The 21,105-nt window shown below is 46.5% G+C and carries 21 protein-coding genes and 1 other annotated feature; of the genes, 2 read left to right on the top strand and 19 right to left on the bottom strand.

What is annotated here, in order from left to right; all coding sequences use genetic code 11:
- Window positions 1–161 precede the first annotated feature (161 nt).
- Window positions 162–761 (top strand): VrrA/YqfQ family protein, encoded by a 600-nt coding sequence (gene vrrA / locus WQ57_RS24885; RefSeq protein WP_052948879.1) that lies wholly within the window; start codon window positions 162–164, stop codon window positions 759–761.
- Window positions 762–857: 96 nt separating this feature from the next.
- Entirely contained in the window at window positions 858–1,811 is a 954-nt protein-coding gene (locus tag WQ57_RS24880) for a 4-hydroxy-3-methylbut-2-enyl diphosphate reductase (protein ID WP_046526317.1), read from the top strand.
- A 62-nt stretch (window positions 1,812–1,873) separates the two neighbouring features.
- On the opposite strand, the gene WQ57_RS24875 is transcribed toward WQ57_RS24880, so the two are convergent.
- The 19 genes from WQ57_RS24875 to yqfD all read right to left on the bottom strand — a co-directional run bounded on the left by WQ57_RS24875 (window position 1,874) and on the right by yqfD (window position 21,102).
- The gene (locus tag WQ57_RS24875; RefSeq protein WP_046526316.1) at window positions 1,874–2,989 is read right to left on the bottom strand and encodes a Nif3-like dinuclear metal center hexameric protein; all 1,116 of its coding nucleotides are present in this window, start codon (window positions 2,987–2,989) and stop codon (window positions 1,874–1,876) included.
- Window positions 2,986–3,693, bottom strand: coding sequence for a tRNA (adenine(22)-N(1))-methyltransferase (locus tag WQ57_RS24870; RefSeq protein ID WP_046526464.1), 708 nt, complete (start codon window positions 3,691–3,693; stop codon window positions 2,986–2,988). The genes WQ57_RS24875 and WQ57_RS24870 overlap by 4 nt, the downstream gene beginning before the upstream one ends.
- 141 nt (window positions 3,694–3,834) lie before the next feature.
- Entirely contained in the window at window positions 3,835–4,197 is a 363-nt protein-coding gene (gene cccA, locus WQ57_RS24865) for a cytochrome c550 (protein ID WP_046526315.1), read from the bottom strand.
- Window positions 4,198–4,550: 353 nt separating this feature from the next.
- Window positions 4,551–5,678, bottom strand: a complete 1,128-nt coding sequence (gene rpoD / locus WQ57_RS24860) for an RNA polymerase sigma factor RpoD (protein WP_046526314.1) — start codon at window positions 5,676–5,678, stop codon at window positions 4,551–4,553.
- A 42-nt stretch (window positions 5,679–5,720) separates the two neighbouring features.
- A complete protein-coding gene (gene dnaG, locus WQ57_RS24855) occupies window positions 5,721–7,526 on the bottom strand; it encodes a DNA primase (protein WP_046526313.1) in 1,806 nt (601 codons plus the stop codon).
- Between the two features lie 5 nt (window positions 7,527–7,531).
- Window positions 7,532–7,987 carry a YaiI/YqxD family protein gene (locus tag WQ57_RS24850; RefSeq protein WP_084820379.1) on the bottom strand — a complete coding sequence of 152 codons (456 nt, stop codon included), beginning with the start codon at window positions 7,985–7,987 and terminating at the stop codon, window positions 7,532–7,534.
- Window positions 7,988–8,266: 279 nt separating this feature from the next.
- The gene (locus WQ57_RS24845; RefSeq protein ID WP_046526312.1) at window positions 8,267–9,085 is read right to left on the bottom strand and encodes a pyruvate, water dikinase regulatory protein; all 819 of its coding nucleotides are present in this window, start codon (window positions 9,083–9,085) and stop codon (window positions 8,267–8,269) included.
- A gap of 16 nt (window positions 9,086–9,101) precedes the next feature.
- Window positions 9,102–9,734 carry a transcriptional regulator CcpN gene (gene ccpN, locus WQ57_RS24840; protein WP_046526311.1) on the bottom strand — a complete coding sequence of 211 codons (633 nt, stop codon included), beginning with the start codon at window positions 9,732–9,734 and terminating at the stop codon, window positions 9,102–9,104.
- A 144-nt stretch (window positions 9,735–9,878) separates the two neighbouring features.
- The gene (gene glyS, locus WQ57_RS24835) at window positions 9,879–11,951 is read right to left on the bottom strand and encodes a glycine--tRNA ligase subunit beta (RefSeq protein WP_046526310.1); all 2,073 of its coding nucleotides are present in this window, start codon (window positions 11,949–11,951) and stop codon (window positions 9,879–9,881) included.
- A complete protein-coding gene (glyQ, locus tag WQ57_RS24830; protein WP_046526309.1) occupies window positions 11,944–12,834 on the bottom strand; it encodes a glycine--tRNA ligase subunit alpha in 891 nt (296 codons plus the stop codon). Before glyQ ends, glyS begins: the two co-directional genes overlap by 8 nt.
- 82 nt (window positions 12,835–12,916) lie before the next feature.
- Window positions 12,917–13,086 (bottom strand) — a binding site (T-box leader).
- A gap of 54 nt (window positions 13,087–13,140) precedes the next feature.
- Window positions 13,141–13,893, bottom strand: a complete 753-nt coding sequence (gene recO / locus WQ57_RS24825; protein ID WP_046526462.1) for a DNA repair protein RecO — start codon at window positions 13,891–13,893, stop codon at window positions 13,141–13,143.
- A 32-nt stretch (window positions 13,894–13,925) separates the two neighbouring features.
- On the bottom strand, window positions 13,926–14,069 hold the full coding sequence (locus WQ57_RS26030) for a YqzL family protein (RefSeq protein WP_064537409.1): 144 nt from the start codon (window positions 14,067–14,069) through the stop codon (window positions 13,926–13,928).
- A 177-nt stretch (window positions 14,070–14,246) separates the two neighbouring features.
- A complete protein-coding gene (era, locus tag WQ57_RS24820) occupies window positions 14,247–15,164 on the bottom strand; it encodes a GTPase Era (RefSeq protein WP_046526308.1) in 918 nt (305 codons plus the stop codon).
- Window positions 15,157–15,555, bottom strand: coding sequence for a cytidine deaminase (locus WQ57_RS24815; RefSeq protein WP_046526307.1), 399 nt, complete (start codon window positions 15,553–15,555; stop codon window positions 15,157–15,159). The genes era and WQ57_RS24815 overlap by 8 nt, the downstream gene beginning before the upstream one ends.
- 243 nt (window positions 15,556–15,798) lie before the next feature.
- Window positions 15,799–16,194: a diacylglycerol kinase family protein gene (locus WQ57_RS24810; protein ID WP_046526306.1), complete on the bottom strand. Its 396-nt coding sequence runs from the start codon at window positions 16,192–16,194 to the stop codon at window positions 15,799–15,801.
- A complete protein-coding gene (ybeY, locus tag WQ57_RS24805; protein WP_046526305.1) occupies window positions 16,172–16,642 on the bottom strand; it encodes an rRNA maturation RNase YbeY in 471 nt (156 codons plus the stop codon). Before ybeY ends, WQ57_RS24810 begins: the two co-directional genes overlap by 23 nt.
- On the bottom strand, window positions 16,639–18,804 hold the full coding sequence (locus tag WQ57_RS24800; protein ID WP_046526304.1) for an HD family phosphohydrolase: 2,166 nt from the start codon (window positions 18,802–18,804) through the stop codon (window positions 16,639–16,641). Before WQ57_RS24800 ends, ybeY begins: the two co-directional genes overlap by 4 nt.
- Before the next feature lie 139 nt (window positions 18,805–18,943).
- Window positions 18,944–19,912 carry a PhoH family protein gene (locus tag WQ57_RS24795; protein ID WP_046526303.1) on the bottom strand — a complete coding sequence of 323 codons (969 nt, stop codon included), beginning with the start codon at window positions 19,910–19,912 and terminating at the stop codon, window positions 18,944–18,946.
- Window positions 19,909–21,102 carry a sporulation protein YqfD gene (yqfD, locus tag WQ57_RS24790; protein ID WP_046526302.1) on the bottom strand — a complete coding sequence of 398 codons (1,194 nt, stop codon included), beginning with the start codon at window positions 21,100–21,102 and terminating at the stop codon, window positions 19,909–19,911. Before yqfD ends, WQ57_RS24795 begins: the two co-directional genes overlap by 4 nt.
- Between the last annotated feature and the right edge of the window lie 3 nt (window positions 21,103–21,105).

Below are 21,105 nucleotides of genomic sequence, written 5' to 3'. Positions count from 1 at the left end.
TTATTATAATCGACAATCGGAAAAATCTCCATTTATGCTTATATTAACCTTTTTATCCACAGAATCATTCTTTAATTTCTTCTATTTCTTCATACCCCAAACCAATTTTATTCCTCTGCATATTCTGGAAAGAGAGCTTTTTAAGAAAGGAGGCCATAAAGATGCGACAAGGACCAGGCATGCCCTTTGGAGGCATGGGACCAGGCATGATGCGTCCAGGGCCGATGAGACAGCTGCCAGGCCAATTCGGAGGACCGCAAATGAGGGCAATGGGCCAGACACCGTATCCAATGAATCCGATGATGGGCATGGGCCGTCCTGCAAAGCAGGGAGGCATTCTTGCACGATTGCTTGGCGGGGGTAAGCGGGCCGGACTTCAGCCTTTTGGGCATGCAGCCGGGGGAGCCGGCAGAGCGGCTGGCGGCGGAATATTAAACACGATTGGCAACCCGGGATCAATTCATTCCTTTTTGAATAACACACAGCAAGTATTAAAAACAGCGCAATCTGTAGGACCGATGATTCAGCAATATGGGCCGCTGGTCAAAAACCTGCCCGCGATGTGGAAGCTGTACAAAGGCATGAAAGATCTACCTGACCAAGAGGAAGATGTTTCACAAACAAAAAACGAAGATGAGCCGATGAAGGAAAACAGGAAGAAAAAGAAGACGGCCGACAGGGCGGAAGAAAGCGTCCCGCCTAAAAAAAACAGTTCAGCCAAACCAAAACGAGGCGAATCCACGCCTAAGTTATTCATCTAATGATTAGGTCCTCCTGCTGGAAATAAAGTATTTTTGTAATATGCTTTTAAGTTTACTATAATAGAAACATAAAGAGGGACTGCAGGAGGATGACTCATGAAAGTAATTAAAATTTCGCCGCGCGGTTATTGCTATGGTGTTGTCGACGCCATGGTCATAGCCAGGAATGCGGCTCTTGATAAAAGCCTGCCCAGGCCGATTTACATTTTAGGCATGATTGTCCACAACAAGCACGTTACCGATGCGTTCGCTGAAGAAGGCATCATTACCCTGGATGGACAGAACCGCAGAGAAATACTGGAAAAGGTGAATGGTGGGACGGTCATTTTTACCGCTCATGGTATTTCCCCGGAAGTCCGTGAACTCGCGTCCCAAAAAGGGCTGGTGGCCATTGATGCCACGTGCCCTGACGTTACCCGTACACATGATTTGATAAAAGAAAAAGTCCAGGACGGATTCCAGGTCATCTATATAGGTAAAAAGGGCCACCCCGAGCCGGAAGGGGCCATCGGCGTTGCTCCCGGCAAGGTCCATCTGGTTGAAACGACCGAAGATGTCGATGCACTGGAGTTGGAGCATGACAAGCTGATTGTCACGAACCAGACAACCATGAGCCAATGGGATGTAGCCGATATTATGAGTAAAGTAAAAGAAAAATTCCCTGATTCCGAAGTGCACAAAGAGATTTGCATGGCGACCCAGGTTCGCCAGGAAGCAGTCGCTGAACAGGCAAATGAAGCAGATGTACTGATTGTGGTCGGCGACCCTAAGAGCAATAATTCCAACAGACTGGCGCAGGTCTCCGAGGAAATCGCCGGTACAAAGGCTTACCGGATCGCCGATATTTCCGAGCTTGACATCGCCTGGCTGAAAGATGCACAAACCGTGGCCGTCACAGCAGGTGCTTCCACTCCTACCCCGATCACCAAAGAGGTCATCGCTTTTCTGGAGCAATACGATCCGGAAGATGAATCCACCTGGACGAGGGAGAAAAAAGTGCCGCTGGCAAAAATCCTTCCAAAGGTTAAACGGCCCGCTGCTCAAGGATAAAAAGGAGAGGCGCGAATCCCCATTGGGGTTCGCGCCTCTTTTGGCGATTCGGCACTTTGGCATCAAAAAAACATAAATGGATCGGTATCCACTTTTGAATCAAAGAACTCGACATTGAATCCCTTGTCACCGGCCAATTTGCTCATTACCTTTGCGACCCCCGCCTTCATGACCTTTTCCACATTGTGGCCTGGGTCGATGATATTTAGGCCGGCCATCATCGCATCATGCGCTGTATGGTAATACAAGTCTCCCGTCACATACACGTCGGCACCTTTAAATTTTGCCTGTGGGTAATATTTGTTGCCATCCCCCCCTAAAACAGCCACCTTTTTAATCACTGTATCAGGGTCTCCTACAACCCGGACAGCCTTTACATCCAACACTTCCTTCACATGCTTGGCGAATTCGCTGAGGCTCATTTCATCCACCTTTCCAATCCGTCCCAGGCCCAGCTGTTCACCCTTGTTTTCAAGCGGGAACAGGTCATAGGCCACCTCTTCGTATGGATGGGCTTTTAACATGGCAGCAATGACCTTTTTCTCCAGGCTTTTCGGGAGAATAGTTTCAATCCTTGTCTCATCCACCGCTTCGAGCCTGCCTTGTTCGCCAATATGCGGATTGGCGCTTTCCCCCGGAAGAAACCTTCCTGTACCGCCAACGGAAAAAGAACAATGACTGTATTCACCTATTGCTCCGGCTCCTGCCTTTCCGAGTGCTTCCCTGACCTCGGCCGCATTCTCCCCGGGCACATAGACAGCAAGTTTCAGCAACGCTTCTTCATATGTAGGGACCAGAACCTCTTTCTCCTTTAATCCCAGGGCGTCGGCGAGGAGGTCATTGACTCCTCCCTTGGCAACATCCAGGTTCGTATGGGCGGCATAGACAGCAATGTCGTGCTTGATCAATTTACTGAGCATCCGGCCAGATGCAGTCTCTTCGGTAATTTTCTGCAAAGGCCTGAAGATGGGAGGATGATGGGCAATGATAAGCTCCGCTCCCCTTTCAATCGCTTCGTCGACCACTTCTTCGAGAACATCCAGTGCAATCATGACCTTTCTTACCGATTTATTCAGGGTCCCAATTTGGAGGCCGATCTTATCACCTTCCATTGCATACGCCTTGGGGGAAAATTGTTCAAAAAGCTGAATGATTTCATGGCCATTTACATTTTTCATGAAAGCACCTCCTCTGCCATCCTTATTTTTTTCTCCATCTCCTGCCGTTTCTGGATGGTCGCCTCACTTTGGCCAGCCTGTTTTAGCTGTTCCAGAATCTTTTGCCAGTTTTGCTTTTCCAGTGTCCATTTTTCCCGGAATGCTGCATTTTTTCCCTGTAAAAGGTAAGGACCAAAAAGGAGCTCTGCATCCATCGAAGCACTATAGGGCTCCTCGGGATTTCCTCTTTCGGCAGCGAGCACTTCGTATATTTTCCCATCTTCTTTCAGGATGGTCTCACTTACAAGCTGCCATCCATTCTCAAACAGCCACTTCCTGATGGCAGAAGCACCAATGTTCGGCTGGAGCACAAGCTTTGTTACCCCGTCCAGCTTGCTTTTCCCTCTCTCAAGGATGCTCGCAATCAGCGGCCCCCCCATTCCGGCAATGGTGACGCACTCCACTTCCCCCGGCTGGATGACATCGAGCCCATCTCCCTTCCGAACCTGAATCCGGTCTGAAAGGCCTTCGAATTCCACCTGTTTCAAGGCGGACTGAAAAGGGCCTTCTGCCACTTCACCAGCAATGGCGAAAGGCACAGCGCCTTTCTTTACGACGTGGCATGGCAAATAGGCATGGTCGGAGCCGATGTCCGCCACACTGCTGTTCCCAGGGATATGCTCGGCTACTGCCGCAAGCCTCTCTGACAGTTTATTAGTATTCATCTGGTTATCACTACTTTCCATTTTGATCTCCCTTTGTACCGGAGAAACGCATTAACAATAATACTTTTCGCTTTATTTAGCCATTCTATATTCTACTAGTATAAAAAAAGTCCTTTGCAGTTGCAAAGGACAGCCTTACGTTTATTTCATTTCAGCAAGCCATTCGGCCATTTTTTCCTCATTGCCCGGCACTAAGCCTGCTGGCATTCCGCCAGGTGTACCGTTTACAAGAATATCCTGGATCTCTTCTTTGGAAAGCTTCCCACCGACGGCGTTCAAAGCTGGTCCGGATACACCCTGGAGCTGGTCCCCGTGACAGCCGATACAGCTTTGCTGATAAATCTCCTCAGGGCTCGCATCCGCTACTTCCGCTGCCTGCTCTCCGCCTTCAGCTTCCTTTGCCGCTTGCTCTGCGTCTCCCAATCCTTTAAACGAAAGCAAGAACATCAGGCCAATGCCAAAGACCATAATTGCAACAAATGGAATAATTGGATTCCTGTTCATCTTATACCCCTCCTTTAGGAACAAGTTATGTATTCAATTAACTATTGCAAACAACTTTATTTTACTTGAAAAATGTTGCAAGGAAAAGCAAAAAAGCAAACTTTGTCACAGTTCTTCACAATTTGGACATCTTTTAGGCACAGATAGGCTTAATATCCCTGTTCCGAAACCGATTGCCCCCGTTAATGCCAAGAGGCATTTGCAAAGTGAGAGACAATTCAGTAAAATAAGGTTAAGCGCTATCAAATTTCCGGCAGGAATAAGGCCTCTGAAAAGAGTTCCCCTATACCTGCACCTATAGAGTTATAAAAAAAGAATAATTTACTATGGCAAGTAAATTATTCTTCATGGTCTTATTCTAAAAAGTCCTTCAGGCGCTTGCTGCGGCTTGGATGCCTCAGCTTCCTGAGTGCTTTTGCTTCAATCTGGCGGATTCGCTCACGGGTTACACCGAAAACCTTTCCTACTTCTTCAAGGGTCCGTGTACGTCCGTCATCCAGGCCGAAACGAAGCCGTAAAACGTTCTCTTCCCGGTCTGTCAGCGTATCAAGGACATCTTCAAGCTGCTCCTTCAGCAATTCGTAGGCCGCATGCTCCGAAGGCGAGGTCGCATCCTGGTCTTCGATGAAGTCTCCTAAATGGGAGTCATCTTCCTCTCCAATAGGAGTTTCCAGGGAAACCGGCTCTTGCGCGATCTTAAGGATTTCACGGACTTTTTCAGGAGTCAGATCCATGTCTTCCGCGATTTCCTCAGGCGTTGGTTCGCGCCCCAAATCCTGAAGCAGCTGTCTTTGGACACGAATCAGCTTATTGATGGTTTCAACCATATGGACAGGAATCCTGATGGTTCTTGCCTGGTCGGCAATCGCCCGAGTGATCGCCTGTCTGATCCACCAGGTGGCATAGGTACTGAATTTGAACCCTTTCCGGTAATCAAACTTTTCAACCGCTTTGATCAGGCCCATGTTTCCTTCCTGAATCAAATCAAGGAACAGCATGCCACGGCCAACATAGCGTTTTGCAATGCTGACAACAAGACGCAGGTTCGCTTCCGCAAGACGCCTTTTGGCTTCTTCGTCGCCTTCTTCTATCCTAGTCGCCAGGTTGATTTCTTCTTCGGCAGACAGAAGGTCCACCCTGCCGATTTCCTTCAGGTACATCCTTACCGGGTCATTGATTTTAACACCAGGAGGGACGCTAAGGTCATTTAAATCGAACTCTTCATCGCCTTCCTTGGCAATTTCCTGAACTGCTGGGTCTTCATCCTCATTGTCTCCTACAAGCTCAACGCCCTGATCACCAAGGAACTCGTAGAATTCATCCATTTGGTCTGAATCCAGTTCATAGCTCGATAATCTTTCAGCAATATCATCATAAGCAAGGACACCGGTTTTTTTACCCAGTTCCGTCAACTGGTCTTTTGCTTGTTCTAAGGTTACCTCAACTTCCACCTCATTAGAACGGGCCGACTTTTCAGCCATTTGTCCCCCTCCTTCCAAAATCACAAAACAGATAAGATTAATCTATAAGGACTTTCGCAGCTGGATGATTTCCATTGCGATTGCAGCTGCACGCATATGATCACTTTGTTTTTCTGCTTCCTTTTGTTCAGCCTGTTTATTTTTTATCTTTAACATCTTTTGATAATTCAACACCTGCTTGATATAATCAGTTAATTCATGTTCCACAAGCTCTTCGTTGAGGGGTATCATTCCGATGTCTGCAACAACACTTTTTAATTTATTATCGGGAAGATAATTTAAGAACCCATTAAGGTCCGGCTCATGCCCTTTTTCATAAAATCCTAATAAGTACGTAATGATTGCCTGGTGTTCATCCACATTAAAAGTGTTTCCCTGAAGCATCTCCTGGACCTTGTATGCAAGCTCGCTATCCTTAAGCATATGGGAAATCAGGCGCCTTTCGGCTTCGTAATAAGCCTTCCTTAATCCCTGCTGCCTGGACGGGGCAAATTGCATGCGTACAGAGGCCTGTTCTTCCCTTGAAGGCTGTGAAGGCTTGCTCTTGCTGTTATGCGAAGCCTGCTGTTTCAAGGCCTCGAGTGAGAGCGAAAATTCATCGGCAATCTGCCTCAGATAGTAATCTTGCTCAACCGCGCTTTTCAAGCTGCTGATTTCGTTCAGGACTTCATCAACGTATTGAAGGCGGTCTCCTTCATTTTGAAGGTTCTTTCCCCTGCGGAAATAATGGAGTTTAAAGGACATCAGAGGTGAACTGGAACCAATGACCTCGTTCCTGAACTTTTCCTCGCCATGTTTCCTTACAAAGTCATCCGGATCGAGCCCTGATGGCATCTGGGCCACCTTCACCGGACAACCAGCTTCCTGAAGCATCACCGATGCCCTGTATGCAGCCTCTACTCCCGCATTGTCTGAGTCGTAACAGATTGTTACCAGCTGAGCATTTTTCTTAATGATTGCAACGTGCTCTGACGTTAATGATGTTCCCATTGTGGCAACGCCGTTTTCTATACCTGCCCTATCGGCTGCTATGACATCTGCGAAGCCTTCAAACAGGATGATTTGCTGCTGCCTTCGGATTGAAGGCCTTGCCAGGGAAAAATTATACAGGATTTTGCTTTTATTAAAGATTGGCGTTTCCGGGCTGTTCAGATATTTGGGCTCATCGGCCCCCAACGCTCTGCCGGAGAACGCAATCGTATTTCCTTGGTGATCCAGAATGGGGAACATGATCCTGTCCCTGAAACGGTCAAAATAAGTCCCGTCCTTTTCCCTTTGAATAACCAAGCCCGCTTTTTCCATCTGCTCCAATGCAAATCCTCTTTTTTGCAAAAGATTGCTTGCAAACTCCCATGTCGGCAGCGCATACCCTATCTGGAACTTTTCAATCGATTCCCGGGATATGCCCCTGCTCTCCAAGTATTCGAGAGCATGCTGCCCCTCATCTGTATTGACAAGGAGATGATGGTAAAATTTCCGGAGCAGGTCATGGGCCTCGATCATCTGCTGGTGATGTCCGGGAACAGCCTTCTTTTTAAGGGGTGCTGCCTCTATGTCCAGCTGGACATTAGCCTGTTCCGCCAGTTTAACGGCTGCTTCCTGAAAAGAAAGGCCATCGATTTCCATTAAGAATGAAAACACGTTGCCGCCTGCACCACAGCCGAAGCAATGGTATATCTGCTTGTCGGATGAGACGGAAAACGATGGAGTATTCTCCCCGTGAAAAGGGCAAAGACCAAAGTAATTCCTTCCCTGTTTCTTTAACTGGACATAATCCCCGATGACATCAGCAATATCAATCGCCTGGCGGATTTCGTTAATTTTCTCTTCCGCAATCCTCTCTGCCATGTTCATTACTCCAATTTTCTACATTGAGAATTCGACAAAAGCCTGGTGAATTCCTGCCCGAACGTGATCCGGTCCGCTTCACTGAATCGTCTGGGACCCTTGCCATATTCTCCCCGCCTCCTTGCCTTTGCCGAGAGATGCCTTAGTTCAAGAGCAGTCTGGATATCCTTTTCTTCAAACTGAATTCCCCTTGGCGAAAGGACATAAACCCCTTTGGCAAGCAAAGTGGAGGCAAGGCCGATATCCTGGGTGACGGCAATGTCGCCTTTCTTTGTGTGATTCATGATATAAAGGTCCGCTGCCTCTTTTTCACAATCTACAAATACCCATTTACCGGATTGGGAATCATTCATCATATGGGCATATGACGCGACAAAAACAAGCTGCACATTATAATTCGAAGCAATTTCGACAATTTCCTGCTTAACAGGACAAGAATCTGCGTCGACAAAAATAGTCATACAGCCCGATTCATAACTAGTAATTCTACATCACTCCGCATTTTCCTTCTTTTGGCCCGATTTTTTTAAAATTCACCTTTTGTCGAATTATTTTAAGTCCATTCCCTTGACATGTAACAATAAATAGTTTATTCGGTTTTTGCCAAGTCTAAACCTAAACATGTGTTTTTTTATCACAATTTTTTATTATAGTATAAGAAAGGCTTTTTTTCCATAATTTTATCTTGAGGTTTTAATAAAAAAACTGCACCGCAAAAACAATAGCACATGGTCCATGTGCTATTGCCTCGGTTGCTTATTCATCATTATGCTCATAATGACATTCGCCGTTTCTTCAACCGCTTTGTTTGTGACATCGATTACCGGACAGCCTATTTTTTCAATAACAGCATCAAAATAATCGATTTCCTCTTTTATTCTCTCGATATTCGCGTATACAGCCCGATCGTTCAATCCGAGGGAAATAAGCCTCTCCCTGCGGATCTGGATCAGCTTTTCGGGAGAAATCCTCAAACCGAAGCATTTGCTGCCTGGAACCAAAGTGAGTTCTTCAGGGGGATCGATTTCCGGTACGATCGGGACGTTTGCCACCTTGTAGCGTTTATGGGCCAGGTATTGCGACAATGGTGTCTTTGATGTTCGGGATATGCCGATCAGGACAATTTCAGCTTTGAGGATGCCGCGGGGATCCCGGCCATCATCATACTTCACGGCAAATTCTATCGCCTCTATTTTCTTGAAGTAATCCTGATCCAGCTTCCGGACCAGCCTTGGTTCGTAGAGAGGCGTTTCCCCGCACTGGGTCTGTATTTGCTGCATCAATGGCCCGAGAATGTCGCAAATGACAATCCCTTCCCTTGCGGCAGCTTCCCTCATATAAGCATTTATCTCGGGCCTCACCAAAGTATAGGCAATCATTCCGCCGTTGAGCTTGGCGAGCGCAAGCACTTCTTCAATATTGGAGGTATCCTCGACAAACGGGTACCTCCTGAGAGTAAATTCCGATTTTGGAAATTGGCTGAGTGCAGCCTTTGTCACTAGTTCCGCAGTCTCTCCCACTGAATCGGAAACAACGTAAATAATAGGCAACTTATCCATTGGAACCGCCAGCCTCCTACTCTTCATCTGCCAGGGCCACAAATGCCCTGGTTATATTTGTTTTTGTCAGCCTGCCGACAATTTCCAAACCCTGCTCTGCTTCCTTAACAATAGGCAGAGCGTCGATTTGTTTATCAATCAGCTTTTTGGCAGCATCAATCAGCAAATCCTCTTTTTTGCATACTGTGATGTTAGGCATGCGGGTCATGATGATATTGACTGGCAATGCCGTCAGCTCCTGCTTGCCTATGCTCGCCCTTAAAAGGTCCTTCCTTGACAGGACTCCGGCAAGGTGGGAGCTTTTGTCCACCACAAACAGCGTACCCACATCCTCAAGGAACATCGTCACAATCGCATCGTATACAGATACATCTTCCATGATGACGACGGGAATTGACTGGTAATCCCCCACAACTATTTTCTTGAGGCTGTCCGTTAAAAGCTGGCTGCCGCTTTTTCCAGTATAGAAATATCCTACTCTCGGCCTTGCATCAAGGTAGCCTGCCATGGTCAGAATCGCGAGGTCAGGCCTTAGTGTGGCCCTGGTCAAATTGAGCCGGTCGGCGATTTGCTCCCCCGTAATGGGGCCATTGTCCTTTACAATATTTAATATTTGTTCCTGGCGCTTATTAAGTTCGATTTTACTCACCGCCTATTGAACCGTGTTTAAACAGCCCTAACTAAAAACATTATATACTATTTACCCGTTGTGAATGGTTCCGTTTGGGGATTCTTTGCAAACAAAACTGCCGGGCCTGCTCATTTTGCAGGCGCTGCGGCTCTGTTAAGCGTGCTATTTAACATTAATGTCATTTACCTTGGCAAACTTCATAATTAAAGCCGAAAGGGCAGCCATTTGGTTCAGTCGGTTTTCCCGGACTTCCTGTTGCTCAGCCATTACCATTGTATGGTCAAAATATGCACTGATGGCTGGTCTCAATTCAAGAAGCAGATGATAGAATCTTGCTGCATCAATTTGGTCTTCTTCTTCCCTGGCAGATTCCAGATACCTGGAGTACAGCTTATTTTCATGCTCATTCTCAAATAGTTCAGGATCAATGTCTCCCATTACTCCGGCTTTGTTCGCAATATTGAGCACGCGGCTCAACGCTTCCATGCTCTCCTTGAAGTCCGGCGCATTGACATGCTCCTGCAGTACATCCGCTCTTTCAATCACCCCTGGGACGCTTCTCAGGCCGCCGCCAAGAACCGCATCAATGATATCGTAGCGGATGCCCCGTTCCTGAAGAAGGTGTTTGAGGCGGAGTCCAAAGAATTGAATAAGGTCTTTATATGATTCTTCCTCGCTGCGCTTCCCAAGTCCAGCCTGCGATACAAGGTTCAGGGAAAGTCCTATCAATGTTTCAAGTGCGATATTCCAATTTTTATTCATAAGGGTAAGGACGATGCCTGATGCCTGTCTTCTTAACGCATACGGGTCTTGCGAACCGCTTGGAATCACTCCGATGGCAAAGAACGAACAGATAGTGTCGAGCTTTTCTGCCAATGCGACTACAGCCCCTGCATCGCTTTCTGCAGGGCCGTCCCCTGCGTTCCGCGGCTTATAATGCTCATTAATAGCCTGTGCAACCGCCGGATGCTCACCTTTTTGAAGGGCATATTTTTCACCCATGATTCCCTGAAGCTCCGGGAATTCATACACCATCTGGGTGACCAGGTCGAATTTGCTGATTTCAGCAGCACGGTCCGCATGCTGTATGGTTTCGCTGTCAAGACCCAGCCTTTCACAGATTAAGCTTGAAAGCTTCCGCACACGGGCAGTCTTTTCTGCCAAGGTACCGATTTCTTCGTGGTAAACAATATTCTTCAGTTTTTCAAGCGCTGTTCCAATCTTTAATTTTTGGTCTTCCCTATAGAAGAATGCTGCATCAGCAAGCCTTGCCCGCAGCACTTTTTCGTTTCCTCGGGCAACCGTATCAATATGGCGCTGATCGCCATTCCTTACTGTTACAAAGATTGGCAGCAAGCCGCCATCCTTTCCTTTCACCGGGAAATAACGCTGATGTTCTTTCATTGACGTAATGAGTACTTCTTCGGGAATATTAAGGAATTCCTCTTCGAATTTCCCAAATAAGGCAGTCGGGTATTCGACCAGATTGTTCACCTCATCCAGGAGGTCTTCATCCACTGGAATGATCCAGCTGTTTTCTTCTTCAAGCTTTTGAAGCTGGGATACAATTATCTGCTTCCTTTTTTCCGAATCTGCAAGTACAAATTGTCCCTTAAGTTCTTCTTCATAGCTTTCCGGGGAATCCAGTTCAATCTTCCCGCCCAGGAACCGGTGGCCATATGTTGTGCGTCCTGTCGATACTCCCGCGATGGAGAATGGCACAACCTCCTGCCCGAACAGGGCCACCATCCATTTTATCGGCCTCACATAGCGGAGTTCCTGGTCTGCCCAGCGCATATTCTTCGGAAAATTCAAGGAAGTGATTATTTGTTTCATTTCTGGCAGAAGTCCTGCTGTTTCCTGCCCTTCAATAAACTTTTTGACATGGGCATATTCAATGCCGTTTATTTCCTTGAAATAAATATCGTCAACTGTCATGCCTTGTCCACGGGTGAAGCCTGCTGCTGCCTTTGACCATTCACCATCTGGTGTCAGGGCAATTTTCCTTGCCGGTCCCTTCGCTTCCTCATGGCTGTCCTCCTGGCGCTCTGCGACATCATTTACCAGGACAGCAAGGCGCCTTGGCGTAGCGAATGCTTGAATGTTTGTAAACCCGATGTTTTTTTCGGAAAGCCAGTTTTCCACTTTGGCGGCAAGCTGGGCAATGGAATCATTGATAAATCTGGCCGGCATTTCTTCAAGGCCAATTTCCAGCAATAAATTTTGTTTACTCATGTTCCGGGTTCTCCTTTCGCTCCAGGATTGGGAAGCCAAGTTTTTCTCTCTCTTCATAGAAAGTTTTGGCCACTTTCCTGGCAAGATTTCGGCACCGTGCAATGTAGCCGGTTCTTTCGGTTACGGATATGGCTCCTCTTGCATCAAGAATATTGAACACATGGGAGCATTTCAGGACATAATCATAGGCAGGATGGACAAGCCCTTCATCCATTTGCCTGTGCGCTTCCTTCTCGTATACATTAAAGAGATGGAACAGCATGTCCGGGTCGGATGTCTCAAATGTATATTTTGAATGTTCATATTCGGGCTGGCCAAAAATATCCCTAACTGTAAAGCCATTTGTCCACTCGAGATCAAACACATTTTCTTTGTCCTGGATATAAGACGCGAGCCTTTCAATTCCGTATGTGATTTCGACGGATACAGGCTTGCATTCAAGGCCGCCCACCTGCTGGAAATAAGTGAACTGTGTAATTTCCATGCCATCAAGCCATACTTCCCAGCCCAGCCCTGCACAGCCGAGTGAAGGATTCTCCCAATTGTCTTCAACAAACCGGATATCATGCTCTAACGGATTGATTCCCAAAGCCTTCAATGAGTCAAGGTAAAGCTCCTGGATGTTGTCGGGTGATGGTTTCATGATCACCTGGAATTGATGGTGCTGATACAGCCGGTTCGGATTCTCACCGTATCGGCCATCAGCCGGCCTGCGCGAAGGCTCTACATAGGCAACATTCCACGGCTCCGGTCCAATGGCCCGCAGGAAGGTATAAGGGCTCATCGTTCCTGCTCCTTTTTCAACATCATACGCCTGCATAAGGATGCAGCCCTGATCAGACCAATGCTTCTGAAGGGTTAGGATCATATTTTGAATATTCATTTGTCACACACCTTTCGTGTATTTGATTATTAATTGGCTGGGTTTTCCGTACACAAAAAAACTCCCGCCCCTATGCTGCATGCATAGGGACGAGAGTTACCCGCGGTTCCACCCTAATTGCCGCCAAAAAGCGGCCACTTTCATCATCATTTGCTCCGGAACGCCCTTCACCAGTTCCCCATTCCCGGCTCGCACCAACCCGGGATCGCTTTACAGGGAGTATTGGCTACTCCTTTCCATCACTGCAAACATCGATATGTAATTTTACTAAAAATCATAGCGAAAACAAAAAGATTTGTCAATATCCTAAAGCTTATCCTTAAAGCTGTCAAGCTGGTCAAGGAACCTTCTTGTTTTAAGATGAAGGCCTGAATACTCTTCATAATAGGCTGTTATCATTTTTTTCAATTCCGCTTTCGTTTCTTCCTTGACGGATATGGATCCCAGCCGGGAAAGGTCAAGCAAATAAAACAGCCGCATCAATCGGATGGATGCCTGGCTGACTTTAAAGTGATAAGGGTCTTTTTCAATGCATCTTTGGCAGAGCAAGCCGCCCTCACGCACAGAGAAGGAAAAAGTCCCTTCCGTCCTGCCGCAGTTGGCACAATGGTCAAGAATGGGGTACAGGCCGAGGACATTGAGCATCTTCATCTCGTAAATATGCATAAGTATGTCCTGGTCATAGCCTTCGTCCAAATACTGCAGGGTCTGAAGCAAGAGTTGAAATAAATAAGGATTGGGCTTTTTTTCTTCTGTACTCTTGTCAGTCAAGTCAATGATATAGCTGGCATAGGCAGTCAGGAAAATATCTTCCCGCATGCTTCTCATTGAATAAATGATTTCCCCTTGCTGCAGGGTTCCCAGCCCCCTGCCTCTTTGGATGAGGAATTGGCCATATGTAAAAGGCTGGGTGATCGCCGCCAGCCGGCTGTTCGGCTTTTTTGCGCCCCTTGCCATCACACCAACCTTACCCCACTCACGAGTATATAGAGTCACGATTTTATTTGTTTCGGCATAATCAGTTGTCCGTATTACGATGCCTTCACATTTCTCCAGCATCATCCTTCACCATCCAGTGCTGGAAGACAAACCTATGAGATGGGAAAATCAATTTCTGCTAGCTCTTCCTCCTGATTTCCGGGTATTTCTCGTCTTTCCTGCTCCAACTCCTTGAAGAGGAGATATGTGTCAATATTACCTGTTTGCGAAAAAACCTTCCAGGTAAAATCCAACATAGAAAACCCCACCTTTCAATTATTCAACTAGCAATTTTCTTATCCCGAATCCTTACAATTTATCATAGCCTGTCACTCGAATTTCATGTTTCATAAATATTGTAAAAATACCCTGTTCATAATACCAGACTTTTCCTAATACATTAGTTATGGCAGAAAGGATTAGGATGTTCCTTACTAATATTCATCGTCCCTAAAGCCATAATCACGGAGGTGGGTCGCCCTGTTCCTCCAGTCTTTCTGCACTTTTACCCAAAGCTCCAGGAATACCTTGGTTCCCAGCAGGTTCTCAATGTCCAGCCTCGCCCGTTTGCCTATCTCCTTAAGCATGCTGCCTTGTTTGCCAATAATGATCCCCTTCTGTGAATCCCGCTCCACGACGATGGTTGCCATGACATGGACCGTCTTGTTCTCGGGCTTGCGTTCCATTTTTTCAATCACAACCGCAAGCGAGTGGGGGATTTCTTCCCTGGTCAAGTGCAGGGCTTTTTCCCTTATCAATTCTGAAACAATAAATCGTTCAGGATGATCTGTCACCTGGTCTGCCGGATAGTACTGCGGCCCTTCAGGCAGGTATTCTTTAATTTGCCCCAATAACCTTTCGACATTGTTTCCTTCAAGGGCCGAAATAGGAACAATCTCTTTAAAGTTGTACTTCTCCTTATATCCTTCAATTAACTGCAACAGTTTATCCGGATGAATAAGATCAATTTTATTAATGATTAAAAAAACCGGTGTGGAGACGGACTGCAGCTTTTCAATAATAAATTCTTCCCCGCGGCCGTAGCCTTCCTCGGCATTTACCATGAATAGGACCAGGTCCACTTCCTTAAGTGTATTTTGAGCAACCTTCATCATGAAATCCCCAAGCTTATGCTTTGGCTTATGGATTCCAGGTGTGTCAATGAAGATTAGCTGGGAGTCATCCTGTGTCAGTACACCCTGGACCTTATTCCGGGTTGTTTGCGGCTTGTCGCTCATAATGGCGATTTTCTGTCCGACCACCCGGTTCAAAAAAGTCGATTTCCCAACATTCGGCCTTCCAATGATGGAAATGAAGCCTGATTTAAATCCGTTACCTGCTGTGTTATTCATGTAGATCCTCCGGTGAAAATGCGCCTGGCAGCAATTCTTCGACAGTTAATTCTTTAATATCCCCATTCAGGTTTGTTAAAACCACCTTCATGTCTTTTGGGCACAGTTCCGAAATGACCTGGCGGCAGGCTCCGCATGGCGAGACAGGACGGTCCGTATCCGCAATCACCGCAAGGGTTTTAAACTTTCGGTCTCCGTGGGCATACGCGCTGAAAAGTGCCGTGCGCTCCGCACAATTGCACATGCTGTATGCAGCGTTTTCAATATTACAGCCTTGGTACACCTTTCCTTCCTCCGTAAGCAACGCAGCACCAACCTGAAACTTCGAGTAAGGAACATATGCTTTTTTCATTGCCTCTTTTGCTTCTCCTATTAACAATGTTACATCCATTAGAAATCGTCCTTTCCACTATTTTACCTTATTTTGGCTTCAATTTCACGGAGAAATCCAAAAAAGCGTAAAAAATTTTAAATTTTCTAAAAATAGGCTTGCGTATTTGATATTAATTCTGAACCTTAATTGTACTTAATTTCGAAGCCAGATTCAAACCGGGGAAAAGCCCTCTTCAAGCACCCGCCTGAGCCGAAATTTTATCACAATCCACACATGAAAAAAAGCTGTCCAGAGGGCAGCTTATAAAAAGAAGAGTAAAAGCCTTGGACCAAAAATAACCAGGCCTATAACGACAGAGGTGATGGCCAATAACAAAACTGCACCGGCAGCCATATCCTTTGCCTGTTTTGCCAGCGGATGGTACTCCGTGGTCACCAGATCGACTACCCTTTCAATGGCGCTGTTCATCAATTCAGCAGCGAGCATGCCTCCGATTGACAGGCAGATAAACAGCCACTCGACAGCTGAAATGTGCAAAAAATATCCAAGCAGGATTACAGCCATTGATATTCCAAGATGGATCTGCAAATTCCGTTCTTGTTTCAGTCCTGCCCGGATTCCAGCAAATGCATAGGCAAAGGATCTGGTCAGCCTTGACTTTCCATTCGCGTTTTTACCGGATGAGCCCATATTCATTCAATATTTCCCTTTGCCTGGAAAACATCGCCTTTTCATCTTCCTCCGTTTCATGGTCATAACCAAGCAGATGAAGAAAGCCATGGACAGCCAAAAAGCCAAGCTCCCTCATAAACGAATGATTATATTCCTCTGCCTGCTCCCTTGCCTTGGCAACGGAGATAATTATATCCCCAAGAACTCTCGGGATTTGCGCCCCTGTCACAGTTAATTCACCTTCGCCTTCTTCCTCGAGGGCAAATGAAATGACATCTGTCGGCCGGTCAATCTTTCGGTATTCAAGATTAATTTCATGGATCCGCTTATTGGACACGAAAGTAACGGAAACTTCACTTCCCGCCTCTACTCCCTCTTTTTGTGCAGCAAAATTCAAGAGCTTTTCAATTTCCGCCATTTCGTATTCGCCGAGTTCCTCGACTTCATCAAATAAATCTATTTCTAGAGTCATGCTTGCTTCACCTTCTGTTTTGTCATTTCCGGATATTCAATCCGGGAGTGGAAGATTCCTTTTAATGTTTCGCAAAAGCTGTCCCCGACAATCTGCAATTCCTTCAGGGTGATATCGCAATCATTCAGCTGACCATCCTGCAGCCTGTCGGCTATGATATTCCTGACGAGGCTTTCAATCTGGTCATGGGTTGGACGGGACATCGACCTGACAGCCGCTTCCACGCTGTCCGCTATGCCAATAATGGCAATTTCTTTAGTCTGTGCCTTTGGTCCAGGATAGCGAAAATCGGCTTCTTTTACATCGCTGCCGGATTGTTTGGCCTTGTGATAGAAAAATTTCAGTAAGGTCGTACCGTGATGCTGTTCGGCAATATCGACAATTTCCTTCGGCATTTTATGCTTTCTCAGCATTTCGGATCCATCGGCAGCATGGGCGATAATAATATTCTTGCTCGTGACCGGCGGCAGCTTGTCATGAGGGTTGTCTATATTCATTTGGTTTTCGATGAAAAATTGGGGCCGTTTTGTTTTGCCTATATCGTGATAATAGCACCCCACTCTTGCCAGAAGTCCGTTTGCCCCTACAGCCTCGCAGGCAGATTCTGCAAGATTGGCTACCATCACACTGTGGTGGTAGGTTCCCGGAGCTTCAGTCAGGATTTTTCTCAGCAGCGGATGGTTAGGGCTCGATAGCTCAATGAGCTTCATGGCAGTAAGGACGCCGAAGCCTGCCTCAAAAAATGGCAGCAGGCCGATCGTCAGCACCGCTGAACTGATGCCGGACAAAAAGGCTAGCATAAAATAAAAACCGGTTTCCAGACTAGTGTACTGGCTGTTTCGCAGCAGTACCAGCGCGACGATGACGAACAGATTGATAACGGAAACGAACATGCCCGCCTGGAGGATTTTACTTCTCTGATTCTGCTGCCTTAAATACAGGATTCCTGCCAGTCCGCTGGCAATGATGTAAATGGCAACGGTGACATTCAATGTTCCCGTAATACCCTGATTGAACATGATGCTGCCGCAAATCCCGGTGATAATTGTCTGGAATACAGCCAGCCGCTCATCTATCAGGATCTTAATGAGCATTGCGCCCATGGCAGCAGGGAACACATAGCCAATTTCCGAAAACTCCTGATCTGAAAAGAGGCTGACCAGTTTCATGATCATAATCGACAAAACAAAAATCAGGCTGAATATCAAAAGCTGTCTTTGGACCTTCTCCGTTTTCCCCATTTCATCAAACAAAAAGTACAGGGCACTCAGGATAATAAAAATAAACATGGCGAGACCGGCAAAGGGCTTGAGCGATTGGTCACTGTTCAACAATCCGGCCAGCTCAAGCTGCTGGTAGACATCCCTGCTGATCAGCTGCCCTTCCTCTACAATAATCTGGCCTTCAAGGATCTTCACAGGCTCAACGTTGTCAATGGCCTGCTGCCGCAATTCTTCTGTGGCCTTGGGATCGTAAAACTCATTCTGGATGATGGCGAACCGGCCAAGTTCGATAATGGCGCTCCTCAGGCTGGAGTTCAGGCTTGTATACCTAAGTTCTTCTTCAACCCGCTTTTTCCCATTTTCCACTTCATCCGCCGGAATCCTTCGGCTCATGACGTTATTGACAGCCGTCAAGGTCATGTCTTTGGCAATAGCCAAATCTTCTGGCCTTGCCTGGAGCATGGCGGCAAACGCGGGATCAGAAATGACCTTTGTTACTTCTTCCGTTAGTTTCTCCTTGACCCGGACGATTCTTTCTTCAATTGGAATGACCGCTGCTTCTATATCCATATCCTGGTCGGCACGTTCCTTTAATTCCGCCTTGATTTCATTATTGACTTCAGTCACCGAGTCGAAAATGGATGTAACCAGGTCCACCTGGTTTTGGGCATATTCTTTTTTAACAATATAAACATCCTGAACCTGATTGACAGCCTCCTGTCTTGCTCTTTCAGTATTCCCCTTATCCTCCACTGTGATAGGAGAACGAATGGTCTTGTCGGCTACTGAAAACAAGGTAAGGTCGAGCTTTTCCGGTTTCACGTTGCTGTACATGGACAGAAACAAAATCGAGCCAAGGATCAGGAATAGCAGCAATCGAAACAGCTTAATATTCAACAAATCCAATATAGTGGAAAAATGGCGCTGCATCTTTTCCATTCTGTACCTCCTGCCTGGGCTGCCAAGCCGAGTAAGTAATCAAAGGATGATAAATCTCTTAATATTTTCCATCATAACAGTTTTTTTTCCAACTTTCACCCTCTCACATGCAAAAAATAGCCTGCCCTGTCGGACAGACCTATTGACCATCTTCACTTTTATCATAGGCATTGATAATCCGCGCCACAAGAGGGTGGCGGACTACATCGGACTGCTCAAGATGAATAAAAGACATTCCTTTGACCCCTTGCAGGACCTCTTCTGCAACGATCAGCCCCGATTTCACCCCACGGGGGAGGTCAATCTGGGTGGTGTCCCCGGTAATCACCATTTTAGAGCCGAACCCCAGCCTTGTAAGGAACATCTTCATCTGGGCTTTAGTAGTGTTTTGCGCTTCATCAAGGATGACGAATGCATCATCCAGCGTCCTGCCGCGCATATAAGCGAGCGGGGCGATTTCGATTGTTCCCCTTTCAATCAGCCTCTGTGTATGCTCCGTCCCAAGAATGTCATGGAGAGCATCATAAAGCGGCCTTAGATAAGGGTCGACTTTTTCCTTAAGGTCTCCTGGTAGGAAACCAAGGCTTTCTCCCGCTTCAACCGCAGGCCTGGTCAGAATGATCTTGGTGACATTCCCATTTTTCAGGGCGTTAACCGCCATTACAACCGCCAGATAGGTTTTTCCGGTTCCTGCAGGACCAATTCCAAAAACAAGATCCTGTCCTTTAATCGCATTTATATAATGACGCTGTCCAATGGTCTTGACCCGGACTGGTTTACCTTTGGAGTTTCTTGCAATTTCTTCTTCGTATAAATCCTGGAAATATTCGAGCGTGCCTTTCTTGGCAAGCTGGAGGGCATAGATGACATCCCTTTGGCTGATATTGATTCCTTTGCGGACAACAGCCATTAATTTTTCCATGACAGCCTGGGCCATTTCCACATTTTCCGGCTGTCCGGCTACGATTACCGACTCTCCTCTAGTGATGATCGATACTTTCAGCTCGTTTTCAATCACCTTCAGGTTCGAGTCCGAGTTTCCGAACAGGGCAATGGCTGCCTCTGGATTTTCAAGTTGTATTTCCTTTGTTTTGAAGTCTTCTGTCATTCTTCGTCTCCTTGGATTATAGGTTGGCCTTTTGCAATATCCTCAATTATTTGAAAATGGATGGACATTCTTACTTTACCATTCTTTATCGATTGATGTAAAATCTCTTCCCCTTTAATCTTAGCATCTTCAGGAATAATCTTTTTTATATCTTTTCTGGCCAATTCCCTGGCACTTTTTATCGCTTCCGCTTTTGTATACGTCCTTGTGACTTCTTCCCTTTCGCGAATGGTCTTCGCCACAAACGCAATCGGCAGCTTCCATTTCAAAAATTTTATTTGGTGCATTGATTCTTCACTTTCAAATTCATTGTACCCATGCTTCTTGAATCCCCAAACCGGAATGGAAAGTTTTCCAAGCTGCAGTTGGTACTTTCTTGCCTCATTCCCGCTGAACACCTGGAATGTTGATTGAAGGGGCAGCTCCACTAGAGATTTATACCAAGTTTCCCCAAGGATTTCCCCTCTTGCCGGAACAGGCTTTTTCTCTTCTTCCTTGCCGATCAGCCCACTGACAAGCAGTTGTCCCGGCTGGACCACATCGTTCAGCTGGACCATTGATTCGCCTTCCTCAACGAACATTTTTACAATAGTCGCCTTCTTTGCAGCTACGAGATGCTGAGGGGTATATGCTTGCTGTTTTTCAGGCTCTTCCTTTTCTACAACCTGGAAATGGTAGGTTGTCCCCCTTAATTCCACACCTACCCAGGTTATTTCCTTCACTTTATCCGTCAGGTCACGTTGGAGGAGATCGACATTTTTAATCGTGAACTGGAGGCTCCCATGTTTCACGCCCATATCGGCCAATTCTTTGCGGATTTGATGCTCGATCGCTGGGCTGGCCCCTCTTATTTCAATTCCCCAAACCATATTGGACAAAAACATGAGGATGATGAGAAATGCAGCCGCACCAACGAGAAAACCGCTGTTTGTCCAAATTCTGCGTAAAAAGAAAGGGCCCCCAGCCCTCTCGATAAAGCGGATTTTACACTGGCTGGACCTTGCAGGGACCCGCAATTTTTTAGCATCCTGCACATTTATTTGAAATGTCACTGCTTCGGTACCATGCCTTTTCACATTCCAGATCAGGATTCCACTTCGCGTCAGCTGGTTCAAAAAACGCTCGATTCCCTTTCCGGTTACTTTGACACGGAGAGTTCCCGCAAACAAATTGATCCATTGATTTTTCATGAG

Origin of the sequence: Mesobacillus campisalis, from assembly GCF_000986785.1 — a bacterium.
In the GTDB taxonomy this organism is placed as follows: domain Bacteria; phylum Bacillota; class Bacilli; order Bacillales; family Cytobacillaceae; genus Mesobacillus_B; species Mesobacillus_B campisalis.
Note: the sequence above shows the minus strand (reverse complement) of the source record. Positions and strands in the feature narration are given on the sequence as shown.